Origin of the sequence: Rugosimonospora acidiphila, assembly GCF_039543385.1 — a bacterium.
Classification (GTDB): domain Bacteria; phylum Actinomycetota; class Actinomycetes; order Mycobacteriales; family Micromonosporaceae; genus Rugosimonospora; species Rugosimonospora acidiphila.
In genome coordinates this window covers 52554-73530 of sequence record NZ_BAABJQ010000006.1, presented here as the reverse complement: position 1 = coordinate 73530, position 20977 = coordinate 52554, and the positions used below count along the sequence as shown (strand labels likewise).

The 20977-nt window shown below is 70.7% G+C and carries 20 protein-coding genes; 9 read left to right on the top strand and 11 right to left on the bottom strand.

Going from position 1 to position 20977, the window contains the following annotated elements:
* The first annotated feature begins 65 nt into the window (after positions 1–65).
* From ABEA87_RS12475 to ABEA87_RS12465, 3 genes are all read left to right on the top strand, one after another.
* The gene (locus tag ABEA87_RS12475) at positions 66–1187 is read left to right on the top strand and encodes a glycerate kinase family protein (protein WP_345629059.1); all 1122 of its coding nucleotides are present in this window, start codon (positions 66–68) and stop codon (positions 1185–1187) included.
* A 179-nt stretch (positions 1188–1366) separates the two neighbouring features.
* Complete coding sequence (locus ABEA87_RS12470; RefSeq protein ID WP_345629057.1) at positions 1367–1732, top strand: HesB/IscA family protein; 366 nt, start codon at positions 1367–1369, stop codon at positions 1730–1732.
* Between the two features lie 155 nt (positions 1733–1887).
* Positions 1888–2862: a carbohydrate kinase family protein gene (locus ABEA87_RS12465; RefSeq protein WP_345629055.1), complete on the top strand. Its 975-nt coding sequence runs from the start codon at positions 1888–1890 to the stop codon at positions 2860–2862.
* Between the two features lie 122 nt (positions 2863–2984).
* On the opposite strand, the gene ABEA87_RS12460 is transcribed toward ABEA87_RS12465, so the two are convergent.
* The 3 genes from ABEA87_RS12460 to ABEA87_RS12450 form a co-directional block, all read right to left on the bottom strand.
* Complete coding sequence (locus tag ABEA87_RS12460; RefSeq protein ID WP_345629053.1) at positions 2985–4043, bottom strand: glycerophosphodiester phosphodiesterase; 1059 nt, start codon at positions 4041–4043, stop codon at positions 2985–2987.
* A 116-nt stretch (positions 4044–4159) separates the two neighbouring features.
* Entirely contained in the window at positions 4160–4405 is a 246-nt protein-coding gene (locus tag ABEA87_RS12455) for a sulfurtransferase TusA family protein (RefSeq protein ID WP_345629568.1), read from the bottom strand.
* A gap of 71 nt (positions 4406–4476) precedes the next feature.
* Positions 4477–5610 carry a cysteine desulfurase family protein gene (locus ABEA87_RS12450; RefSeq protein ID WP_345629052.1) on the bottom strand — a complete coding sequence of 378 codons (1134 nt, stop codon included), beginning with the start codon at positions 5608–5610 and terminating at the stop codon, positions 4477–4479.
* Between the two features lie 217 nt (positions 5611–5827).
* Here ABEA87_RS12450 and ctaC point away from each other — a divergent pair, with 217 nt between their 5' ends.
* Both ctaC and ABEA87_RS12440 read left to right on the top strand, forming a co-directional pair.
* The gene (gene ctaC / locus ABEA87_RS12445) at positions 5828–6652 is read left to right on the top strand and encodes an aa3-type cytochrome oxidase subunit II (RefSeq protein WP_345629566.1); all 825 of its coding nucleotides are present in this window, start codon (positions 5828–5830) and stop codon (positions 6650–6652) included.
* Between the two features lie 36 nt (positions 6653–6688).
* Positions 6689–7111 carry a cytochrome c oxidase subunit 4 gene (locus ABEA87_RS12440; protein ID WP_345629050.1) on the top strand — a complete coding sequence of 141 codons (423 nt, stop codon included), beginning with the start codon at positions 6689–6691 and terminating at the stop codon, positions 7109–7111.
* 75 nt (positions 7112–7186) lie between these two features.
* Here ABEA87_RS12440 and ABEA87_RS12435 read toward each other — a convergent pair whose 3' ends face one another.
* From ABEA87_RS12435 to ABEA87_RS12425, 3 genes are all read right to left on the bottom strand, one after another.
* Complete coding sequence (locus ABEA87_RS12435) at positions 7187–9097, bottom strand: S9 family peptidase (protein WP_345629049.1); 1911 nt, start codon at positions 9095–9097, stop codon at positions 7187–7189.
* 149 nt (positions 9098–9246) lie between these two features.
* Positions 9247–10344 (bottom strand): anthranilate phosphoribosyltransferase, encoded by a 1098-nt coding sequence (gene trpD, locus ABEA87_RS12430; RefSeq protein WP_345629047.1) that lies wholly within the window; start codon positions 10342–10344, stop codon positions 9247–9249.
* A gap of 51 nt (positions 10345–10395) precedes the next feature.
* Entirely contained in the window at positions 10396–10734 is a 339-nt protein-coding gene (locus ABEA87_RS12425) for a response regulator (protein ID WP_345629564.1), read from the bottom strand.
* Between the two features lie 416 nt (positions 10735–11150).
* Between ABEA87_RS12425 and ctaE the strand changes: the two genes are divergently transcribed.
* The 4 genes from ctaE to qcrB all read left to right on the top strand — a co-directional run bounded on the left by ctaE (position 11151) and on the right by qcrB (position 15475).
* Entirely contained in the window at positions 11151–11750 is a 600-nt protein-coding gene (ctaE, locus tag ABEA87_RS12420; RefSeq protein WP_345629045.1) for an aa3-type cytochrome oxidase subunit III, read from the top strand.
* 91 nt (positions 11751–11841) lie between these two features.
* The gene (gene qcrC, locus ABEA87_RS12415) at positions 11842–12777 is read left to right on the top strand and encodes a cytochrome bc1 complex diheme cytochrome c subunit (protein WP_345629043.1); all 936 of its coding nucleotides are present in this window, start codon (positions 11842–11844) and stop codon (positions 12775–12777) included.
* On the top strand, positions 12774–13859 hold the full coding sequence (gene qcrA / locus ABEA87_RS12410) for a cytochrome bc1 complex Rieske iron-sulfur subunit (protein WP_345629041.1): 1086 nt from the start codon (positions 12774–12776) through the stop codon (positions 13857–13859). The genes qcrC and qcrA overlap by 4 nt, the downstream gene beginning before the upstream one ends.
* Positions 13856–15475: a cytochrome bc1 complex cytochrome b subunit gene (qcrB, locus tag ABEA87_RS12405; protein ID WP_345629039.1), complete on the top strand. Its 1620-nt coding sequence runs from the start codon at positions 13856–13858 to the stop codon at positions 15473–15475. Before qcrA ends, qcrB begins: the two co-directional genes overlap by 4 nt.
* A 165-nt stretch (positions 15476–15640) precedes the next feature.
* Here the strand turns inward: qcrB and ABEA87_RS12400 are convergent, their stop codons facing one another.
* From ABEA87_RS12400 to ABEA87_RS12380, 5 genes are all read right to left on the bottom strand, one after another.
* A complete protein-coding gene (locus ABEA87_RS12400; protein WP_345629038.1) occupies positions 15641–15928 on the bottom strand; it encodes an Lrp/AsnC family transcriptional regulator in 288 nt (95 codons plus the stop codon).
* Complete coding sequence (locus ABEA87_RS12395) at positions 15925–16764, bottom strand: nucleotidyltransferase family protein (RefSeq protein ID WP_345629036.1); 840 nt, start codon at positions 16762–16764, stop codon at positions 15925–15927. Before ABEA87_RS12395 ends, ABEA87_RS12400 begins: the two co-directional genes overlap by 4 nt.
* Positions 16754–17287: an NUDIX hydrolase gene (locus tag ABEA87_RS12390; RefSeq protein WP_345629034.1), complete on the bottom strand. Its 534-nt coding sequence runs from the start codon at positions 17285–17287 to the stop codon at positions 16754–16756. The genes ABEA87_RS12395 and ABEA87_RS12390 overlap by 11 nt, the downstream gene beginning before the upstream one ends.
* A 56-nt stretch (positions 17288–17343) precedes the next feature.
* Positions 17344–19110: a RelA/SpoT family protein gene (locus ABEA87_RS12385; RefSeq protein ID WP_345629032.1), complete on the bottom strand. Its 1767-nt coding sequence runs from the start codon at positions 19108–19110 to the stop codon at positions 17344–17346.
* Positions 19111–19202: 92 nt separating this feature from the next.
* The gene (locus ABEA87_RS12380) at positions 19203–20975 is read right to left on the bottom strand and encodes a DEDD exonuclease domain-containing protein (RefSeq protein ID WP_425570873.1); all 1773 of its coding nucleotides are present in this window, start codon (positions 20973–20975) and stop codon (positions 19203–19205) included.
* Positions 20976–20977: the final 2 nt, after the last annotated feature.

The following is a 20977-nucleotide window of genomic DNA, read 5'->3' as shown; positions in this document are numbered from 1 at the left end:
TAGATCGTCGCATGGCTCCGGCCGGCGCGGATCGCACGAGAGCGTGACGTGGGAGACTTCGCGCCGTGCAGGTTCTCATTTGCCCCGACAAGTTCGCCGGCACCCTCTCGGCCGTCGAGGCGGCCGAGGCGATCGCCGCCGGATGGTCCGCCACCGTACCCGCCGACGAACTGGTGAAAAGGCCGCTGGCAGACGGCGGGCCGGGCTTCATCGACGTGCTCGCCGGCGCGGTGGGCGGGACCCGGGTGCCGGCCGCCACGGTCGACCCGCTGGGCCGGCCGGTCACCGGCGAGGTGCTGGTGGTGGGGGAGCGGGCATACCTGGAGTGCGCGCAGGCGTGCGGCCTGCACCTGGTCGCGCCCCAGGAGCGGGACCCGAAGATCACCACCTCGTACGGGCTGGGCCTCCTGATCATTGCCGCGGTCGAGACCGGGGTGCGCGAGATCGTCATCGGCCTGGGTGGCTCCGCCACCAATGACGGCGGGGCCGGAATGCTCGCCGCGCTGGACGCCGCCCCCCTGGACGCGGCCGGGTACGCGCTGCCCTACGGCGGCGCCGCGCTGGCCGGCTGCGTGGCGCTGGGTGGGGTACCCCGGCTGCGCGGGGTCCGGTTGGTGGCCGCGACGGACGTGGACAACCCGCTCACCGGCCTCTACGGGGCGTCCTCCGTGTACGGGCCGCAAAAGGGCGCGACCAGGGAAGATGTCCTGCTGCTGGACGCCGCGCTGGAGACCTTCGCGGCGGTACTGGAGAAGGCCCTGCCCGGCTGCCCGAGCGAGCTGGCCGCCGTACCCGGTGCCGGGGCGGCCGGCGGGCTGGGTGCCGCGATCCTGGCGCTGGGCGGCGGGGTCGTGTCGGGTACCTCGCTGGTACAGGAGCTGACCGGCCTGGACGCCGCCATGGACCGGGCCGACCTGGTGATCACCGGCGAGGGTTCGTTCGACGCCCAGTCGCTGCGGGGCAAGTTGGTCTCCGGCGTCGCGCAGGCCGCCCGCGACCGGGGCCTGCCCTGCGTGGTTCTGGCCGGGCGGGTGACCGCGGGCCGGCGCGAGGCGGCGGCGGCCGGGGTGACCGAGATGCACAGCCTGGTCGAGCACTTCGGCACCGTGGAGGAGGCGATGGCCCGGCCCGGCGAGGGCCTGGCCGAACTGGCCGGCCGGCTGGCCGGGCAGTGGTCCCGGGGCTGAGCCGCTCCTGGGGCGGGTGTGATCCCCGCGACTGTTGAGACGCCAGGTGCGGGGGTGACTTGTGTCATCCGGGCGCCGGAGGGTGTCGAGGGCGATCGTGCGTGCGACGATGGGAATGTCGTGCTAGCGGGTAGCGTTGGCACGGAGGACATGTATCACCACGCCAGGGAGCAGGAACCGTGACCGTTACCGAGAGCGAGCAGGCTCAGACCACAGTCGTGCTGACCGATTTCGCCGCCGAGAAGGTGAAGGCGCTGCTCGATCAGGAGGGGCGTGACGACCTGCGGCTGCGGGTCGCGGTGCAGCCGGGTGGCTGTTCCGGCCTGCGCTACCAGCTCTTCTTCGACGAGCGTTCGCTGGACGGCGACATCGTCAACGAGTTTGGCACCGACAACGGCGCCGTCGAGGTCGTGGTCGACCGCATGAGCGCGCCGTACCTGACCGGGGCGACGATCGACTTCGCGGACCGGATCGACGCCCAGGGTTTCACCATCGACAACCCGAACGCTTCGGGCTCGTGCGCCTGCGGCGACTCGTTCCACTGATCGGACTCGTCACACCGAGGGCACCGGCCTCGTCCGGAGCCCAGATATAGCCAGGCGGCGGCCGTGCCCTGTTTCGTGAGGGGCGCGGCCGCTGACGCATTGGCAGGTACGCTGTCCGGGCCTAAGCCCGCCGTACCGACCCTCGGAGAGCCGCGATGAAGATCGCCGTGACCGGTTCGATCGCCACCGACCATCTCATGCACTTCCCCGGCCGCTTCGCCGAACAACTGCTGCCCGACCAGCTTCACAAGATCTCGCTGTCTTTCCTGGTCGATGACCTTGTCGTGCGGCGGGGCGGGATCGCGGCGAACATCGCCTTCGGCATGGGCGTGCTGGGCATGCGCCCGATCCTGGTCGGCGCGGTCGGGGCGGACTTCGCCGACTACCGCTCCTGGCTGGAGCGGCACGGGGTGGACTGCGAGTCGGTGTACGTCAGCGAGCTGGCGCACACCGCGCGGTTCGTCTGCACCACGGATGAGGACATGTGCCAGGTGGCCTCGTTCTACGCCGGCGCGATGGCCGAGGCCCGCAACATCGAGCTGACGCCGGTCGCCGACCGGCTGGGCGGCCTGGACCTGGTGATCATCAGCCCCAACGACCCGGCCGCGATGGTGCGCCACACCCAGGAGTGCCAGCAGTTCGGAATCCCGTTCGCGGCCGACCCGTCCCAGCAGCTCGCCCGGATGAACGGCGAGGAGATTCGCCAGCTCATCGACGGGGCCGCGTACCTGCTCACCAACGAGTACGAGAAGGACCTGCTGGAGTCGAAGACCGGCATGTCCGAGGCGCAGGTGCTCGACCAGGTGGGGATCAGGATCACCACGCTGGGCAAGGACGGCGTGTCCGTGACCGGCCGGGACATCGAGCCGGTGCGGGTGCCGGTGGCCCGGGAGGTCCAGGCGTACGACCCGACCGGGGTGGGCGACGGCTTCCGGGCCGGCTTCTTCACGGCCCGCTCCTGGGGGCTCGGCCTGGAGCGCAGCGCGCAGGTCGGCGCCCTGATGGCCACGCTGGTGCTGGAGACGACCGGTACCCAGGAGTACACGGTACGGGCGGACGAGTTCCTCAAGCGGTTCGGCGAGTCGTACGGCGACGCCGCTGCCGAGGAGATCGGGTCGCACCTGTCCTGAGCCCGGAAGCACCCTCCGGCCCGCGAACCCGCCCGGCCGCCCCACGGCGGCCGGGACGCTGGGCCGCCCCACGGCGGCCGGAGCCCGGGCCCGCCGGGCACGTCAGGCGGTGGCCGGGCGGCTCAGTCGGTGGTGGCGAGGAAGTTCGCCCGGGCGACCACACCGATGTCGGCCTGATCGGTGAACAGCCCGTCGACCCCGGCGCGCAAGAACGCGACCTGCTCGTCAATCGCCCGCCCGAACGCGTTTGGCCCGCCCTCGACCACGTAATCGGCGGGCAGGAACTGGTTCTCGGCCCGGAACGTGTAGGGGTGCACGGCCAGCCCGACGGCGTGCGCGTCGGCGACCAGGCTGGTCGGCGTGCCCAGCGTGCCGTCGGAAAGGCACGGAATCACCTGGCTCTTGTGCGGCCCGATGCCGGCCGCGAAGCGCGCCAGTTCCCGCAGGCCGGCCGGGGAGGTGTACTCGGCGTAGCCGCGCGGGTCGTCGTACGGCGTGCCCGACGAGCAGGTGAGGAAGATCATCGGTGCCCGCAGCCCGTGGTCGGAGTACATCTCCCGCAGGTTGTACGCCTCGAAGGACTGCACGAAGACCGGGGCGTCCGGGCGGTCCAGGCCGGCCTCGCGCAGGGCGCGCACCAGTGGGCCCTCCAACTCCAGCCCGAGCTCACGGAAGTAGGTCGGGTGCTTGGTCTCGGGGTACACGCCGATTTCCCGGTCCAGCTCCGCGGTCAGCCGCGTTCGCAGGTCCAGGATCTCCTGGAAGGTCGGTACCTCGAACATCCCGTCGTAGAGGGTGTTCTGCTGGCGCACCCCGGGCAGCCGCTCGACGACCCGCAACGTCTTGAGCTCGGCCAGCGTGAAGTCGTGGGTGAACCAACCGGTGGCGGACTCCCCGTCCAGCAGCACGGTGCGCCGCCGGTCGGCGAACTCCGGCCGGCTGGCCACGTCGGTCGTGCCGCTGATCTCCGGCTCGTGCCGGGCGACCAGCACGCCGTCGCTGGTGGCGACCAGGTCCGGCTCCATGAAGTCGGCGCCCATCCGGGCGGCCAGCTCGTACGAGGCCAGCGTGTGTTCGGGCCGGTACCCGGAGGCCCCGCGGTGGCCGATCACTACCGGCCGGCCGTACCCCTGAGGGGTCGTGGGCGCGTACTGGCGTAGCAGCACCGTGCTGTCTGGCACGTCTCCTCCACGGGCGGCTCCCGGCGACCGTCGCCGGCGTACATCCCGCGGGAAGTGCAACGCGTCTACGCGTATCCGGAGCGACCGTCACATGACCATCCGGAAAACGCAGTGAGTCAGCTGACTATCCGCACGTCAAATGCGGGCGCACCGTCCGTTTCCGTGGCCCCGAGGTATTCCTGGCCGCGCATCCGGCACCAGGCCGGGATGTCGTTGGCGGCGGCCGGGTCGTCGGCCAGTACCCGCACGACGGCGCCGACCGGCAGGTGCGGTACCCGTCTGGCCAGGTTGATTACCGGCAGCGGGCAGCGCTGCCCGCGACAGTCCAAAATGTCCGGTCCGCCCGCGCCGGTGGCACCCACCGGCCGGTCCGCCGCAACCTCCGGGCCGGTGACGCCGCCCTCCGCGCCGGTGACGCCGCCCTCCGGGCCGGTCACAGCCCGACCACCCCGGCCTCGGAGCGCAGCCGCTCGACCAGTCCCGGCAGGATGCCGAGGAACCGCTCCACCTCCTCGGCGGTGGCCTCCGGAGTCAGCGAGAGGCGCACGTTGCCGTGGGAGAGCACCCCCATCGCCTCCAGGACGTGGCTGGGGCGCAGGGTCGAGGCGGTGCACGAGGATCCCGAGGAGACCGCGAACCCCTCCCGGTCCAGGGCGGAGAGGAGTGCCTCTCCGTCTACGTACAAGCAGGAGAAGGTCATCAGGTGTGGCAGGCGGTCGACGGGGTCGCCGACGACCTCCACGTCCGGCACGGTCGCGGTCACCCGATCGCGGACCCGCGCGACCAGCCCGGACAGATGCGCCGCCCGCTCGGTCGCGATCGCACACACCGCCCTCAGCGACGCGGCGGCGGCCACCACGGCCGGCAGGTTGAGGCTGCCCGGCTGATCCAGGCCGCCCGGCTCGGCGCCCGGCCACGGCGGCACCCACCGGGTTCCCTTGCGCACCACCAGGATCCCGACCCCGGCGGGGCCGCCCCACTTGTGCGCGCTGGCGGCCAGGAGCGACCAGCCCGCCGGCACCGGTACCCGGCCCACGGACTGGGCGGCGTCCACCAGCAGCGGTACCCCGGCCGCGGCACACGCCCGCGCCACCGTCTCGACCGGCTGCAGGGTGCCCACCTCGTGGCTCGCGCTGATCAGGGCCGCAACGGCCACCTGGGGAGCCCGTACCGCGGCCGAGAACGCGTCGGCGTCCACCCGGCCGAGCCGGTCGACACCCACCGCGACGGCCGGGCCGATCGCCGCGCCGTGCAGCACCGCCGAGTGCTCGATGGCGGAATGTACGACGGTGGCTCCGATTCGGTGCCGGGCCACCCGGGCACCGGCCAGGGCGGCCTGGGCCGCGGCGGTACCGCTGGCGCAGAACCCGATCTCGTCGGCGCGCACGCCGAGCGACTCGGCTACCGCACCGCGCGCCGCGTCGAGCAGTTGCCTGGCGCGTCGGCCCTGGCCGTACAGCTTGGCGGGATCGGCCCAGCCGTCCTGGATAGCGGCGAGCATCGCCTGACTGGCGACCGGATGCAGCGGCAGGCCGGCGGCCGCATCGAAATACGTGTGGACAGCCACGCCACGACGTTAACCTGCGGTACCCCGGTGCCGGGCAGGAGCTTGATGGTCGAGTACTCTGCGACGCGTCGGTGACGCCTTTTTGCCGTGCATGCGAACCAGAACAGCGGGTACGGCGCTGCTAAGGAGGCAGGAGCAGGTGGTCGCAAAAGGTTCGGGGGTGCGCCCCTTTACCCGTCGTGGTGGTCCCGTGGGCCGGTTGATCGGGCTCGGGGCCATGGCCGCGACGGCGGTCGTGCTGCTGTCCGGCTGTTCGGTCGACCAGGCATTCCGGTTCGGTTGGCCGGTCGACGGAATCACCGATCAGTCCAAGAAGATGTTCGACCTGTGGATCGGGTCGGTGATCGCCGCGCTGTGCGTGGGCGTCTTCGTCTGGGGCCTGATCTTCTGGTGTGTCATCCGGTACCGCAAGCGGGGCGATGAGCTGCCGCCGCAGACGCGGTACAACATGCCGATCGAGATCCTGTACTCGGTGCTGCCGTTCCTGGTGATCTCGGTGCTGTTCTACTACACCGCGGTGGTCGAGACTGACGTCGACAAGATCAGGCCCAACCCGGATGTCACCGTGCACGTGGTGGCGTTCAAGTGGAACTGGGAGTTCGAGTACCCGGACGCCAAGGACAACAGCGGCCAGGTGATCAAGACGATCGGGGCCAGCGACTACGTCCCGGTGCTGGTGGTGCCGACCCATGAGCGGATCCGGTTCCTCGAGGACTCGCAGGACGTGATCCACTCGTTCTGGGTACCGGAGCTGCTGTTCAAGCGCGACGTCTTCCCCGGTGGGGTGCAGAACAAGTTCGAGGTGACCATCGAGAAGGCGGGTGCGTACGTCGGCCGGTGTGCCGAACTGTGCGGGACCTACCACTCGGAGATGAACTTCGAGCTGCGCGCCGTGCCCGAATCCGAGTACGTGAAGTTCATCGCCGCCAAGAAACAGGGCATGAGCACCCCGGACGCCCTGGTGGCGGCCGGTGACCCCAACGGGCCGCTCGCGGTGACCACGCACCCGTTCGACACCTCGCGCACCAGCAGCACGTTCTAGGCGCCCGGTGGCTGGAATCAGGATCGAGGGAAGCTCATGAAGACCGAGTGGAAACTTTTCGGGTTGATCTCGGTGTTCCTGTTCGTCGTGGCGGCAGTTTACGGATTCTGGAGCCGCTCCTACGAGGGACACCTGGAGTGGATCGGCGTTGTGGCGCTGATCCTGTCGGGCCTGCTGTGCCTGATGTGCACCGGGTACTTCTGGTTCGTATCGCGGCGCATCGACCTGCGCCCGGAGGACCGTGAGGACGCGGAGATCAGCGACGGCGCCGGTGAGGTTGGCTTCTTCAGCCCGGGCAGCTACTGGCCGTTCGGCCTGGCGCTGGCCGCGATGATCGCCGGCGTTGGCCTGGTGTACTGGCAGCTCTGGCTGGTCGGGGCCGGCCTCGCCGCGGTGCTGGTCGCCACTGGCGGCTTCTTGTTCGAGTACTACACGGGTGCCCGCCGGGCCGCCGAATAGGCCCACCACCCACCCGCCCGATCGACTCGGCGGCAACCCCCTCGGGGGTTGCCGCCGAACTCGTTCAGGGGCGCCTCACAGGTGCCGCGACCACCAGTCGAGGATGGCCTCGAACCGGGCGATCCGGTGCGAGGGCAGGCCCGCGCGCGACATCTCGTGCCCCTCGCCCGGGAACAGCAGCAGCTCCGTGGTCACGCCGCGCCGGCGCAGGGCCACGTACAGCCGCTGCGCCTGCTCGACCGGGCAGCGCCAGTCGCTCTCCGAATGGATGATCAGCGTCGGAATGGTGATCCCGTCGGCGTAGGTCAGCGGGCTCTGTTGCCGCTGCCGCTCGGGGTCGGGACCGTACAGGTCGTCGGCGAAGAACCAGCCGATGTCCGACGAGCCGGAGAAGCTGTCGATGGCGTTGACCGCCCGCTCCGAGATGGCCGCCTTGAACCGGTCGCCGTGGTGCCCGGCCATCCAGGTGGTCATGAAGCCGCCGTGGGAGCCGCCCAGCACGCCTACCCGCCGCGCATCCAGTGAGGAGTCGGCCAGCGCCGCGTCCAGCAGGGTGAGCAGGTCCACCGCCGACGCCTCGCCGACGTTGCCGCGGATCGCCTGGCCGTGCGCCTGCCCGTAACCGGAGGAGCCACGCGGGTTGCCCATCACCACCGCGTACCCGGCGCCGGCGTACACCTGCGCCTCGTCGAACAGGCCCCAGCCGTACTGGGCGAACGGGCCGCCGTGGATCATCAGCAGTACCGGGTGCGGACCCGGCCCGTCCGGCCGGACCACCCAGCCGTGCACCGGGTACCCGTCCGGAGCCACCGCCTCGATCTCGGTCAGCGGCCGGACCCCGGCGGCGTCGCGGAACGGCCCGCTGAAGTCGGTCAGCACGGTGCCCGAGCCGGTCACCAACTCGCCCCAGCTGTCCTGGTCGGCGATCACGGTCACCAGCACGTCGCCCACCCGGGCCACCCCGGTGACCTGCCGGGGACCGTCGACCAGTACCCGGGGCTCGCCCCCGCCGTACGGCACCAGCAGCAGCCGCACCGATCCCCGGTGCTCGTCGGGGAACAGCACGCCGTCGCCGGCGGCCACGATCCGGGCGCCGTGCCCCAACTGGTGGGTGGCCTCATCGGTCAGGCGCGTCGGCGTCCCGCCGGTCACCGGCACCGACCACAGCGACTCGGCGCGGGCGACCCCGTGCCGCTCGTCCGGGCCCAGATCGTTGGCGGTGAAGCAGATCACAGTGCCGTCCGGGCTGAACCGCGGCTGGTCGGCGGCCAGGCCGCCGGAGGTGAGCGCGCGCAGCCCGGACCCGTCCGGACGGCAGACCCAGACGTCCAACCGCAGGTCGTTGCCGGCGTTGTCGTGCCGGGCCGCGGCGAACGTCAGCAGGTCGCCGGACGGGCTCCAGTCCGCCGCGCCGTGATCCGCGTCGCCGTCGGTGACCTGGTGGGTCTGCCCCTCGAGGTCGACCACCCAGACGTGCGCGGGCCGGTCGTCGAGGAACCCGACGCCGTCGAGCCGGTACTTGAGGCGGGTGATCCGGCGGGGCGGCTCCTTCTCCGGCCCGATGCCCGCAGCCGTGCCGTACCGGTCGTTCTCAGGCACCCTGGCCACATACGCCAGCCGGGTCGAATCGGGGCTCCACGAGGGTTCTGCGGCCCCCAGCGGGTGGTCGGTGAGCCGCCGGGCGTCCCCGCCGGCGGTGGGCAGTACCCAGATCTGGGGCTTGCCGGCGGTACCGTCGGCGGCCCGCTCGCAGCGGGTGAAGGCGATCCACTCGCCGTCCGGCGACCAGCACGGCTCACCGTCGCGCCAGCCGTGGGTCAGTTGCCGGGGCCGGGCGGCCCCGTCGGTGTCGACCAGCCACAGCTGGCTGGTGTAGTCGTCGGCGTCGAGGTCGGGGCGGCGCACCGCCAGGACCGCCTGACGGCCGTCCGGGCGCAGCGAGGGCGTACCGGGAATGGGAGCGAGAGCGATGTCGGCTGGCTTCACGTTCGGCACGCTACCGGGCGCTTGGCTACTGGCAAGTACCCTCCGGCCGTGATTGCCGATACGGGCGCCACGGGCGGCTCCGGCTTCGGCGCTATGCCTGCGGGTCGGGGCCGGGCCGGGTCGGGCCGTCGAGCTGACTGGTGCGGCGCTCAGCCGCCCGGGCGCAGGCTGGCCGCCAGCGTCACCCAGCGGTCCAGGGCGGCCGCGGCGGCTCCGGAGTCGATGGCGGCGTTCGCCCGTTCGATGCCGGCGCGCCACGCCCCGAGGAGATCGCTGCCCGGCCCGGCGTGCGCGGCCAGGGCGGCACCCGCGTTCAGCACCACCGCGTCGCGCACCGGGCCGGTCTCGCCGGCCAGCAACTTGCGCGTGACCTCCGCGTTGTACGGCGCGTCGGCGCCGCGCAGGTCACCCTCCTGGGACCGGGGGATGCCCAGGTCGAGGGGGTCGACCACGGTCTCGGCGACGGTACCGTCGCTGATCACCCAGACCCTGGTCGGCGCCGCCGTGGTCGCCTCGTCGAGCCCGTCCTCGCCGCGCACCAGCAGCACCGAGTTGCCCCGGGCCGCGAACACCTCGGCCATCACCGGCGCCATCCGCGGGTCGGCGCAGCCCACCAGACCGGCCTGAGGCTGGGCCGGGTTCGTCAGCGGCCCCAGAAAGTTGAAGAACGTCGGCACGCCCATCTCCCGGCGCACCACTGAGGCGTGCCGCATGCCGGGGTGGAACGAGGCGGCGAAGCAGAAGCCGATGCCCACCTCATCGACGCAGCGCGCCACCGAGGCGGCGGGCAGGTCGAGCGGGACCCCGAGGTACTCGAGCAGGTCGGCCGCGCCGCAGGCGGAGGAGGCCGCCCGGTTGCCGTGCTTGACCACCCGCACCCCGGCCCCGGCCGCGACCAGCGCCGCCATGGTGGAGATGTTCACGGTGTGGGCTCGGTCTCCGCCGGTGCCGACCACGTCCAGCGCGTCGGCCCGGACCTCGTCGGGCAGGTCCACCAGCGTCGCGTTGGCGAGCATCGCCTCGACCAGGCCGGCGATCTCGCCGGGGGTCTCACCCTTGGCGCGCAGGGCGACCGCGAAGGTGGCGATCTGAACCGCCGTCGCCGCGCCCGCCATGATCTCGCCCATCGCCCACGCGGTTTCCGCGCTGGAGAGTTCGTCACCGTGCAGCAGGGTCGCGGCGAGCTGCGGCCAGGTGCGCCCGCCGCCGCTATTCGCCAGCGGAGCCGGAGAGTGGGGTGCCGCCATCGAGCGGCCGGGCTGCGCGGGAATGGTGGGCCTCCGGTGTCGAGGGGGAGGTTACTGGGACGAGCCCCGGCCCCGCAGCAGGGCGGCGACGGTCGCTCCGGTGGTCACCGGGTCGAGGGGGTGGACCAGCGTCGCGTCGACCTCCGCGTAGGCGGCCAGCCAACGGTCCGCGGCGCGGGCGATGACCAGCGCGATCGGGGGGCACTTCTCGAGTTCGTCACGAAGCTGCCGGGCGATGCCGATGCCGCCGGTCGGCTGCGCCTCGCCGTCCAGCACGACCAGATCGATCTCGTACGTGTCGATGAGCGTCAGGCACTCGATGTAGCTGGACGCGTCGACGAACTCCACCTGAAGGTCGGCGGCCGGCCGGACCCCGATGGCCTGTCGCATCCGATCGCGGACCTGCGGATCATCGCTGTAGAGAAGGACCGTGTACGTCACGGGCTGAATCGTAGCCGCAGCCACGGGTGACCCGGCGGCCGGCCGGACCCGTCTGCTCGCCGGGCAGTCACCCTATTGGGTGAGCGCGCGCACTATTGGGTGAGCGCGGCCGGAGTCGGTCCGTGGCAAAGGCGATCGCGGGCCAGGTGGCGGCGGGGAGCGCGGCCGGGCCCGCGGACAGTGGGGGCAGCGGCGGGGCGCCGCTCGGCGGGCCGGCCACGAGGCGGGTGCGGGTCGGCGGCCCGCCTCCGTAAAAGGATTCCCGCCCGATCCGGAGAGCCGATCCGGGAGTACGCGGCCCGTTACGACACGCTCAAGAGCGACCCGGACGCGAGCCGTTCCTGCTCGGGGGCAATAATGACCGCGTGACTGCGGCCTCAGCGATTGAGAAGAGCCGGATCCATTCCCTGACCAGGCCCAACATGGTCAGTGTCGGAACGATCGTCTGGCTCTCCAGCGAACTCATGTTCTTCGCGGCCTTGTTCGCGATGTACTTCTCCATCCGCGCGGCGGATTACGGGATGTGGAAGGAGCACACTCCGCACCTCGATCTGGCGTATGCGACGCCTTTCACACTGGCTCTGGTCGCCTCGTCGGTGACCTGCCAGATGGGCGTGTTCGCGGCGGAGAAGGGGAACGTGTTCGGGCTGCGCCGCTGGTTCACGTTTACCTTCATCCTCGGCCTGGTCTTCCTGCTCGGTCAGATGAACGAGTACCGGATGCTGATCGGCGAGGGCATCAAGATCAACGCTGACGGGTACGGCTCGGTGTTCTACCTGACCACCGGGTTCCACGCGCTGCACGTCACCGGAGGGCTTCTCGCCTTCATCTTCTACTTGATCCGCACGACCATGGGTAGGTTCACCCCGGCGCAGGCCACCGCCGCGATCGTCGTGTCGTACTACTGGCACTTCGTCGACATCGTCTGGGTGGCACTGTTTGCCATGATCTACCTGCTCCGATGATCATCGTCACGTCACATTTCACGATGACGCGCCGTCATAACTACAGCTGGAACATGCCAACGCAGCCGGCACAACCATCCAAGGTGAGGCCATGACCGCCAAGAATCGGCCGCTTGATCCCGGCGCCGCGGAGCTCGGCGCCGATGGCGACCGCGAAACCGCAGCTCCTCCGGGGCAGCCCGACGAGCGCCGGGCGCACGGCAACCGGCGCCCGCGGCGCGGCGTCTTCGCCCGACTCGGCACGCCTCGCGCCCCGCGCAGCAAGCTGCGCCGCCGGGTCTGGGCCGGTGCGCGGATGGCCGCCGCGCTGGCGCTGGTGGGTGGCCTCTACGCCGCCTTCGCGCCGAACGTGCAGGCGGAGGACACCACCACCCTCTCCGGCGCCGCGCAGCAGGGCCAGTCGCTGTACAACACGAGCTGCATCACCTGCCACGGCCGCAACGGCCAGGGCGTGCCCAACCGCGGGCCGAGCCTGGTCGGGGTCGGCTCGGCCGCCGTCGAGTTCCAGGTCACCACCGGCCGCATGCCGCTCAACCAGCAGCAGAGCGAGGCCGACCGGAAGAAGCCGGTCTTCTCCGACGACCAGGCCCGTGACATCGGCGCGTACATCGAGGCGATGGGCGGTGGACCGCAGCTCCCGAACGGCACCGACCTCCACTCGGGCGGGGACATCGCCGACGGCGGTGAGCTCTTCCGGGTGAACTGCTCGTCGTGTCACGCGTTCGGGATGGGCGGCGGCGCGCTGTCCTCGGGCAAGTACGCGCCCAGCCTCAACGACGCGACCGACCGCCAGATCTACGCGGCGATGCTGACCGGACCGGAGAACATGCCGGTCTTCGGTAACAACCAGCTCTCTCCGCAGGAGAAGGAAGACATCATCGCGTACATCGACCACCAGACCAACGACCAGGACCCGGGCGGCTTCGGTCTCGGCCGGCTCGGACCGGTCCCCGAGGCGCTGGTGATCTTCCTGGTCGGGATTGTGGCCCTGGTCTTCGCTACGTTGTGGATTGCGGGTAAGTCATGAGCACGCCGACTGCGCATGAAGACGACTTCGACGCCGACAATCCGGAGCTGACCAGGTTCGACCTGGTCCGTGAGGGTGCCCGTCGGGACGGTGTGCAGATCGTCCACTACGCCCCCAAGTTCCCGGTGCCGGGCACCAAGCGGGAGAAGCGGGTCGAGCGGACCATCGCGCTGATGTTCGTGATCACGGCGCTGGCGGCGCTCGCCTTCCTGATCTCGTACATCTGGTGGCCGTACGAGTACAAGTCCGGCTTCAACATCAACAAGTACTACACGCCGATCCTGGGCGTCACGCTCGCGCTCACCCTGGCCAGCATCGGCTTCGCGATCATCACGTGGTCGAAGAAGCTGCTGCCGGACGAGATCTCCGTTCAGGACCGGCACGACCAGGTCCCGAACGACACCGAGCGCAAGCTCACCGGGGCCACCATGATGAACATGGTCGACGAGCTGGGCATCAAGCGGCGCCCGCTGCTGCGGCGCGCGGCGCTGCTGGGGCTCGCCCCGGTGGGGGTGCTGGCCGCCGCGCCGATCGTGGGTGGCCTGATCAAGGACCCGCACCACCCGGACATCCTGGTGCACACCGGTTGGGACAACAAGCTCACCAACAACGGCAAGCCGATCCGCCTGGTTCGGGACGACCTGACCCCGATCCGTCCGGAGGACGTCAGCATCGGCGGCCAGATGACGGTGTTCCCGGGCATCCCGGGTGGCAACACGAACGACTACGGCGACTCCCCGACCCTGCTGATCCACCTGCGGGACTCGGACGCCGACGAGTTGCGCGGCAATCTCAGCCACGTGAAGGTCAACGCCAACAACATGTACGGCAACCTCGTGGCGTACTCGAAGATCTGCACCCACGCGGGCTGCCCGGCGAGCCTGTTCGAGCAGCAGACCAACATCCTGCTGTGCCCGTGCCACCAGTCGCAGTTCAACATCCTCGACAACGCCCGGCCGATCTTCGGGCCGGCCACCCGCCGGCTGCCGATGCTGCCTATCGGTGTCGACGATGAGGGCTTCCTGATCGCCAAGTCCGACTACCAGGTGCCGGTCGGCCCGGGTTTCTGGGAGAGGCCATGAAACGACGCAAGCTTGAACTCGCCGATCTCCCGGAGCAGGCCGCGCTCGAGGTCGATGACCGGCTCCAGATCGCCAGCCCGCTGAGGCGCCTGTTCAACAAGGTGTTCCCGGACCACTGGTCCTTCCTGCTCGGCGAGATCGCGCTCTACTCGTTCATCGTCCTGCTGATGACGGGTACGTTCCTGGCGCTGTTCTTCGACCCGTCGATGGCGGAGACGAAGTACAACGGCAGCTTCATCCCGCTGCGCGGCATCGAGATGTCGCAGGCCTACAGCTCGTCGCTGAACATCTCGTTCGACGTGCGCGGTGGCCTGTTCATCCGGCAGATGCACCACTGGGCGGCCCTGCTGTTCATGGCCGCGATCGTGATGCACATGCTGCGCACGTTCTTCACGGGTGCCTTCCGCAAGCCGCGTGAGCTCAACTGGATCATCGGCGTGCTGCTGTTCTGGATGGGCTTCGTCGAGGGCTTCGCCGGATACTCGCTGCCGGACGATGCGCTGTCCGGTACCGGTCTGCGAATCGCCAGCGCCATCATGCTGTCCATACCCATCGCCGGTACCTGGGTGACCACGTCGCTGTTCGGCGGGGAGTTCCCCGGGCACGTGATCCTGGACCGGCTCTACATCGTGCACGTCTTGATCATTCCGGGCGTCATCCTGGCGCTGATCGCCGTGCACATGGGCCTGCTGGTCAAGCAGAAGCACACCCAGTGGCCGGGACCGGGGCGCACCAACAGCAACGTGGTCGGCATCCGCATGTTCCCCGGCTTCGCTGCCAAGGGCGGCGGCTTCTTCATGATCGTGTTCGGCATGATCGCCCTGCTCGGCGGCATCTTCCAGATCAACCCGATCTGGCTGTTCGGGCCGTACAAGGCGGCGGTGGTGTCGGCGGCGAGCCAGCCCGACTGGTACGTCATGTTCCTCGACGGCTCGACCCGTCTGATGCCCGCGTGGGAATTCCGCTGGCATATGTTCGGCAACTACTACGACCTACCACCACTGTTCTGGCCAACGGTCGTGTTGCCCGGCATCCTGACCATGTTGCCGCTGTTCTATCCGTTCCTTGAGGCCAGATTCAACAAGGACAACCGGGTACACCACCTGCTCCAGCGTCCCCGCGACGTGCCGGGCCGTACCGCCATCGGGGCCATGGCGGTGAGCTTCTACCTGGTACTGCTGGTCTCCGGTGGTAACGACGTGATCGCCGACAAGCTGAAGATCAGCCTGAACGCGATGACCTGGGGCGGCCGGATCGGCTTGCTGATCATTCCGCCACTGGCCTACTACATCACGCACCGTATCTGCCTGGGCCTGCAGCAGCACGACCGCGAGGTGCTGTCCCACGGTGTGGAGACCGGCATCATCCGCCGCAGCCCGGAGGGTCGCTTCTACGAGGTGCACCAGCCGCTGGGCCCGGTCGACGAGCACGGCCACGGCGAGCTGGACTACGCCGGCTGGGTGGTACCGAAGAAGATGAACCGCGTCGGCGCACTGCTGCCGACGCTGCGGGGCTTCTTCTACCCGGTCGAGACGGAAGCGGATGTCGAGAACCCGGCGCCGGTGTCGCCCGCACCGAGCCACGAGGAGGTCGGCAGCGGCGGAAGCCGCTCCTGACGATCACCGGAACCACGCGAGCGCCCGCCGGGTCATCCCGGCGGGCGCTTTCGTTTGCGTGGAATCGCCGCTTGTGTGGAATCGCAGGCCAGCTCGCGCACCGATTCCAGGGCTCGGGCCCTGGTCACGGGCCCTGGAATCGGCTCCGGTCGGGGACGGCCCCGATCAGTCGGCGTCGGTGAAGCCGATGGCGAACGCCTCTTCCAGATCGTGCTGGGAGTATGCCCGGAACGCGATGTGGGTGTCGGTGTTCAGCACGCCGGCGGTCTTCGAGATGCCGCCCGCGATCACCTCAGCGATCTGATCGAACTCGCGCACCCGCACGATCGCGACGAGGTCGACACCCCCGGCGACGGAGTAGACCTCGCTGACCCCGGACAGGCTGGCCAGCGCCTCGGCGACCTCGGGAATCGAGTCGGTTTCGCAGTCGATGAGAACGATAGCGGTGATCACTCGGGGACTCCTTTGTCGGGTGCTGCGGTTACCGTACCGTCCCGGCCGTACCGGATGGCGCCGGTCAGGTACTCGTCGGGGCCGACGTACCCGCCGGGCCAGACGACGGCGTTCTCCACCCGTCCCCGTACCACCGCGCCCGCCCCGACGACCGAATGGCGCACGTCGCCGGTGACGCTCGCGTCCGGCGCGACGATCCGGCCGGCCGGCCCGGCGACGTCCAGGTTCGCGGCGAGGTAGTCGCCCGGGGTGCCGGTGTCCAGGTACCGGCCCGGGTACGGCACCACGGCCAACTCGCCGGTCGCCTCCGCCACCCGCCACACCGGGCGCACCAACTCCGCGGGCTCGGCCGGCAGGTCGCGTATACGGTGCCAGGGCAGCAGCGAGTAGCCGGCGAAACGGTACCGGCCGAACTGGTACGGCGGCCCGGGCGTACCGAGCATCCGCACCTCGGTGCCGTCCCAGCCATCCAGCAGCGGGGCGAGGTCGCCACCGGCCAGGTACGCGTCGGCGTTGCCGACCAGCACGCCCCGGCCGTCGATCCAGTCGCGCAGCGCACCGAGTCCGCCGGCGGTACCCAGCGGGCGCGGCCCGGGCTCGACGGACAGGTGGGCCCGGTCGCCCACCGCCGTGACCACCTGATCGGCCAGGTGCCAGGCGTTGACGGCGACCCGGGCGGGGCCGGTGAAGCCGAGCGCCGTCAGCCGCCCGAGCGCGAGTTCGAGCAGGGGCACGTTGCCGATCGGGCACAGCGCCTTGGGCACCGTCTCGGTCAGCGGCCGCAGCCGGGTCCCCTCACCGGCGGCGAGCACCACCGAGCAGACCTCAGTCGCCACGGCGTACCTCGGGGTAGCTCGCGTACGGGCCCAGTCCGTAGTGGGCCAGCAGGCGGGCGGTCGACGGGGTCAGCGGGGGAAGCGCGTCGACCCGGTGCCAGGCGGCCTCGTAGACCTCGGCACCGTCCACCGCGAACTCGACGGTGGACGGAACCCGGGCCTCGAAGACCATGTCCACCCAGCGGCCGTTCGCGTGCACGAGCGCATTGGGCGCGAGCGGGATCAGCTCGTCGGCGGAGACCTTGATGCCGGACTCCTCGAACAGCTCCCGGGCGGCGCCGGTCGCCGGATTCTCGCCCCGCTTGAGCAGGCCGGCCGGCAGGTTCCAGCCGTACCCGGGCGGCTGGCGCAGCAGCACCATGCGGTCGGGCGCCTCCCGGTCGGCATCGCGGACGATCACCACTCCGCCCACGGTGTACTTCTGCGTCGCCAGCCGCACCAGCCGGCGGCGCCACCGAGCCGGTAGGCGGTAGAACGTGCTGTAGAAGACGCTCCGTACGCGTGCCACCTGATGACCGGTCATGACCGCCAAGGCTATCGGCCCCGCCTCGAAGCGCTGGCGTGGGTCATCCGGTCGGATTACCCCGGCGTCTGATCGACAGCGGCGATCATCCGTTCCACCGCGTCGTCGGCGGACAGCCGGCGGTCGGCCACCGCCACGAGCAGCGCCTCCAGGTCGGGGTAGCCCAGCTCGCTGACCAGCGCGAGCAGCGGCGCGTCGTCGACCAGCCCGCGGTCGCGCTTGCGCAGGGCGAGCCCGATCGCGGACCGGCCCAGCTTGACCTTGTGCGCGATCGTGGACGGCTCGCCACCGTCGGCGAACCACCGGTCGATCTGCAGCCGGGCGTGCGGCGTCTTGACGAAGTCCAACCACTCCCTGGTCGGTCCGACGGTGACCGGAGACTGGCTGATGATCTCCACGACGTCGCCCTCGACCAGCGGCGACGACAGTGGGATGAGCCGACCGCCGCGCCGGGCGCCGACACAGCCGTGGCCGATCTCGCTGTCCAACGTGTACGCCAGGTCCACTGGGGTGCTGCCGGCGGGCAGCTGGACGCGCCGACCGTCCGTGGTGAACACCAGTATCTGGCCCTCGGTGAGGTCGCAGCGCAGCGCGTCCAGGAAGCGCTCGGCGTCGTCGGCCGCCACCTCCCAGTCAAGCACCCGGCGCAGCCAGTCGGGCGACTCGGCGCGGCCCCGCGGGCCGGCTCCCCAGCCGGGGGAGTACCGGAAGGTCGCGACGATGCCGTACTCCGCCTCACGGTGCATCGGCTCGGTGCGGATCAGCACCTCCAGCGGCTGGTTGTCCGGGCCCAGCACCGTGGTGTGCAGCGAGCGGTAGTGGTTGTTCTTCGGCGAGGCGATGAAGTCCTTGAACCGGCCGGGGACCGGTCGCCAGGTCGCGTGCACCGTGCCGAGCGCCGCGTAGCAGTCGGTCTGCGGCCCGTCCACGACTATCACGATGCGGGGCAGCTCAATCGGCACGTTGCGGCCCGAGGACCCGGCGTCCTGCCAGATCGAGTAGTAGTGCCGGGGCCGGGCCGAGATCGCTGTGTTGATCTTTGCCCGGGTCAACGCCGGCTGGATGGTGCCGATCACCCGGTTGAGGTACGGCTCCCACTGTGGACGGTTGCGCACGTGCTCGTCGATCGCCGCGTACGACTCGGGTTCGAGGTTCCAGAGCACGGTGTCCTCGAGCTCGCGCTTGAGCGCCTGGATGCCCAGCCGGTCGGCGAGCGGCACCAGGACCTCCCGCGTCGCGCCGGCGATGCGCACCCGGGAGGCCGGCGAGCGGGCGCTGAGGGTCCGCATGTTGTGCAGCCGGTCGGCCAGCTTGATGACCAGCACCCGGACGTCCTGCCCGGCCAGCACGAGCATCTTGCGGATCGTCTCGGCCTCGGCGGTCTCACCGAAGTAGCCCTTGTCGAACTTGGTCACCCCGTCCACCAGCAGGGCGACCTCGGGCCCGAAGTCGGTGCGCAGCTGCGGCAGCGTGTAGCTGGTGTCCTCGACGGTGTCGTGCAGCAGCGCGGCGACCAGCGTGGTGGTGTCCATGCCCAGGCCGGCCAGGATCTGCGCGACGGCCAGCGGGTGGGTGATGTAGGGCTCGCCACTCTTGCGCATCTGACCGCGGTGCATCCGCTCGGCGATCGCGTAGCTGCGTCGCACCAGACCGACGTCGGCGTGCGGATGGATCTGCCGGTGGGCGCGCAACAGCGCGACCATCGGATCATCGGTCTGGGTCTGCCACGGAAGCATCGAGCGCAGTCGGGTGGCAAGCCACCCCTCCGACGCGCTCGCCTGACGCTGGGTAGGCGCCCCGCCGGCGGCTGAGCCGCTTGCCATGGGGGCGCCAACGGGCGCGGGTGGACCGGCAGTGAGGTCCACTACTCACCTCCTCGCCAGATCCGGTCGCGGTGCTTGTCCTTCTAGCCTAATTAGTGAACCGATGACCGATCGGTCACATGATGATGCACGTACGGATGAGTCGCCGCACGTTCCACCTTTGTGAGCAGGTCACGGAACCGCCCGGCGCCCACCGCGGGCAGGGACCAACCTTCCGACATTTCCACCAACCGGGCATCCGGCTGCTCCAGCCAGGCCAGCACGCGCTCGGACTCCTCGGCGCTGGCGCACGGCGTCGGGCCGGGTCCCGGCCGGACCGTCTCCGCGCTGGCCAGCAGCGCGTCGATGGTCGGCTGCGGGTGGACGCGGGGCGCGGACGTCCCGGCGGCGACCAGCCGCCCGTGCCGGACCACGGCCAGTTCCCATCCGCCCCGGGTGGCCGGCCGGGCGGCGATCAGCTGGGCGATCACGGTCAGCGAGCGCAGCCGCTGCATCCTGATGGTGGCCCGCAGCAGCGCGCCCAGCCGGCCCCGGAGCACCCCGGCCTCCTCGTAGCGCCGGTCGGCGGCGAATCCGTCGATGCGGGACAGCAGTGCCTCGACGAGCGGACCCAGGTCGCCTCGGGTGGCGGTGCGGAAGGGCTGGGCGGCGACCTCCTGGTATTCCTCCACCGAGATCCGGTGCTCGCACGGCGCCGGGCAACGGCCCAGCTCGGCGAGCGCGCAGGCGGGCCGCGGCGTGCGGGTGGACAGCTTGTGCGTGCACTGGCGCAGCGGGACGGCGTCGTAGACCGCCGCGGCGGCCAGCTCGGCCGCCTTGGTCGAGGCGAACGGGCCGAGATAGCTGCCCGCCTCCGTGGCCGCGTCGCCACCCAACTGGCGAACCACGGACAGCCGGGGGTACGCCTCGGCGGTCAGCCTCAGCCAGTGCACCCGCTCCGGAAACTTCGAGCGCCGGTTGTACGGCGGCTTGTGGGCCGCGATCAGCCGCAGCTCACGGACCTCGGCCTCCAGCGAGTGCGCGCACTCGATGGCCTCCACCCGGCTGGCGGCGGTCAGCATCTCGGAGATCCTGGCCCGCTTCTCGGCGGCCGTGAAGTAGGACTTCACCCGGGTGGCGATGGAGCGGCTGGTGCCGACGTAGAGCGGCCGGTTGTCCGGTGCCCGGAACACGTACACCCCGGGGACATCCGGCAGGCCCTCAGCGAGGTGGCGCTTGCTCCGCTGGACCGGGCTGACCGCCCGGGCGAACTCGATCGCGTCGCCGAGGGTGAACACCTTGTGACCGGCGAGCCGGGCGAACAGCCCGTGCAGCACGTCCACTGTCGCGCGCGCGTCGTCGAGGGCGCGGTGGCTGGGCACCCGGGTGCGGAAGTAGCCGGCCAGGGTGGCGAGCTTGCGGTTGGGCACCTCGTCCTTGGTCAGCGCGCGGCGGGCCAGCGCGGCGGTGTCCAGCACCTTCGGGTGCGGCCACGGGTAGCCGAACCGGGCGCAGGCGGCCTTGAGGAAGCCCACGTCGTAGGGCGCGTTGTGGGCCACCCAGACCGCTCCCTTGGCGAATTCCAGGAACGCCGGCAGGACCTCGGGCAGCCGCGGCGCCGGGGCCAGCATCGCGGTGGTGATCCCGGTGAGCACGGCGACGTAGGGCGGGACCGGCTGGTCGGGATTGACCAGGGTGCCGAATTCCCCGAGTTCCTCGCCGCCGAGCGTCTTCACCGCGCCGATCTCGGTGATGCCGCAGTCGTCGGGGGAACCGCCGGTGGTCTCCAGATCGACAACAACGAATGTCGTATCGCGCAGGGACCTCGCCTCCGGATCGTCAAGGAGCTGATCGATGGTCTGCTGGACGAAGATCGACGGCACGATCG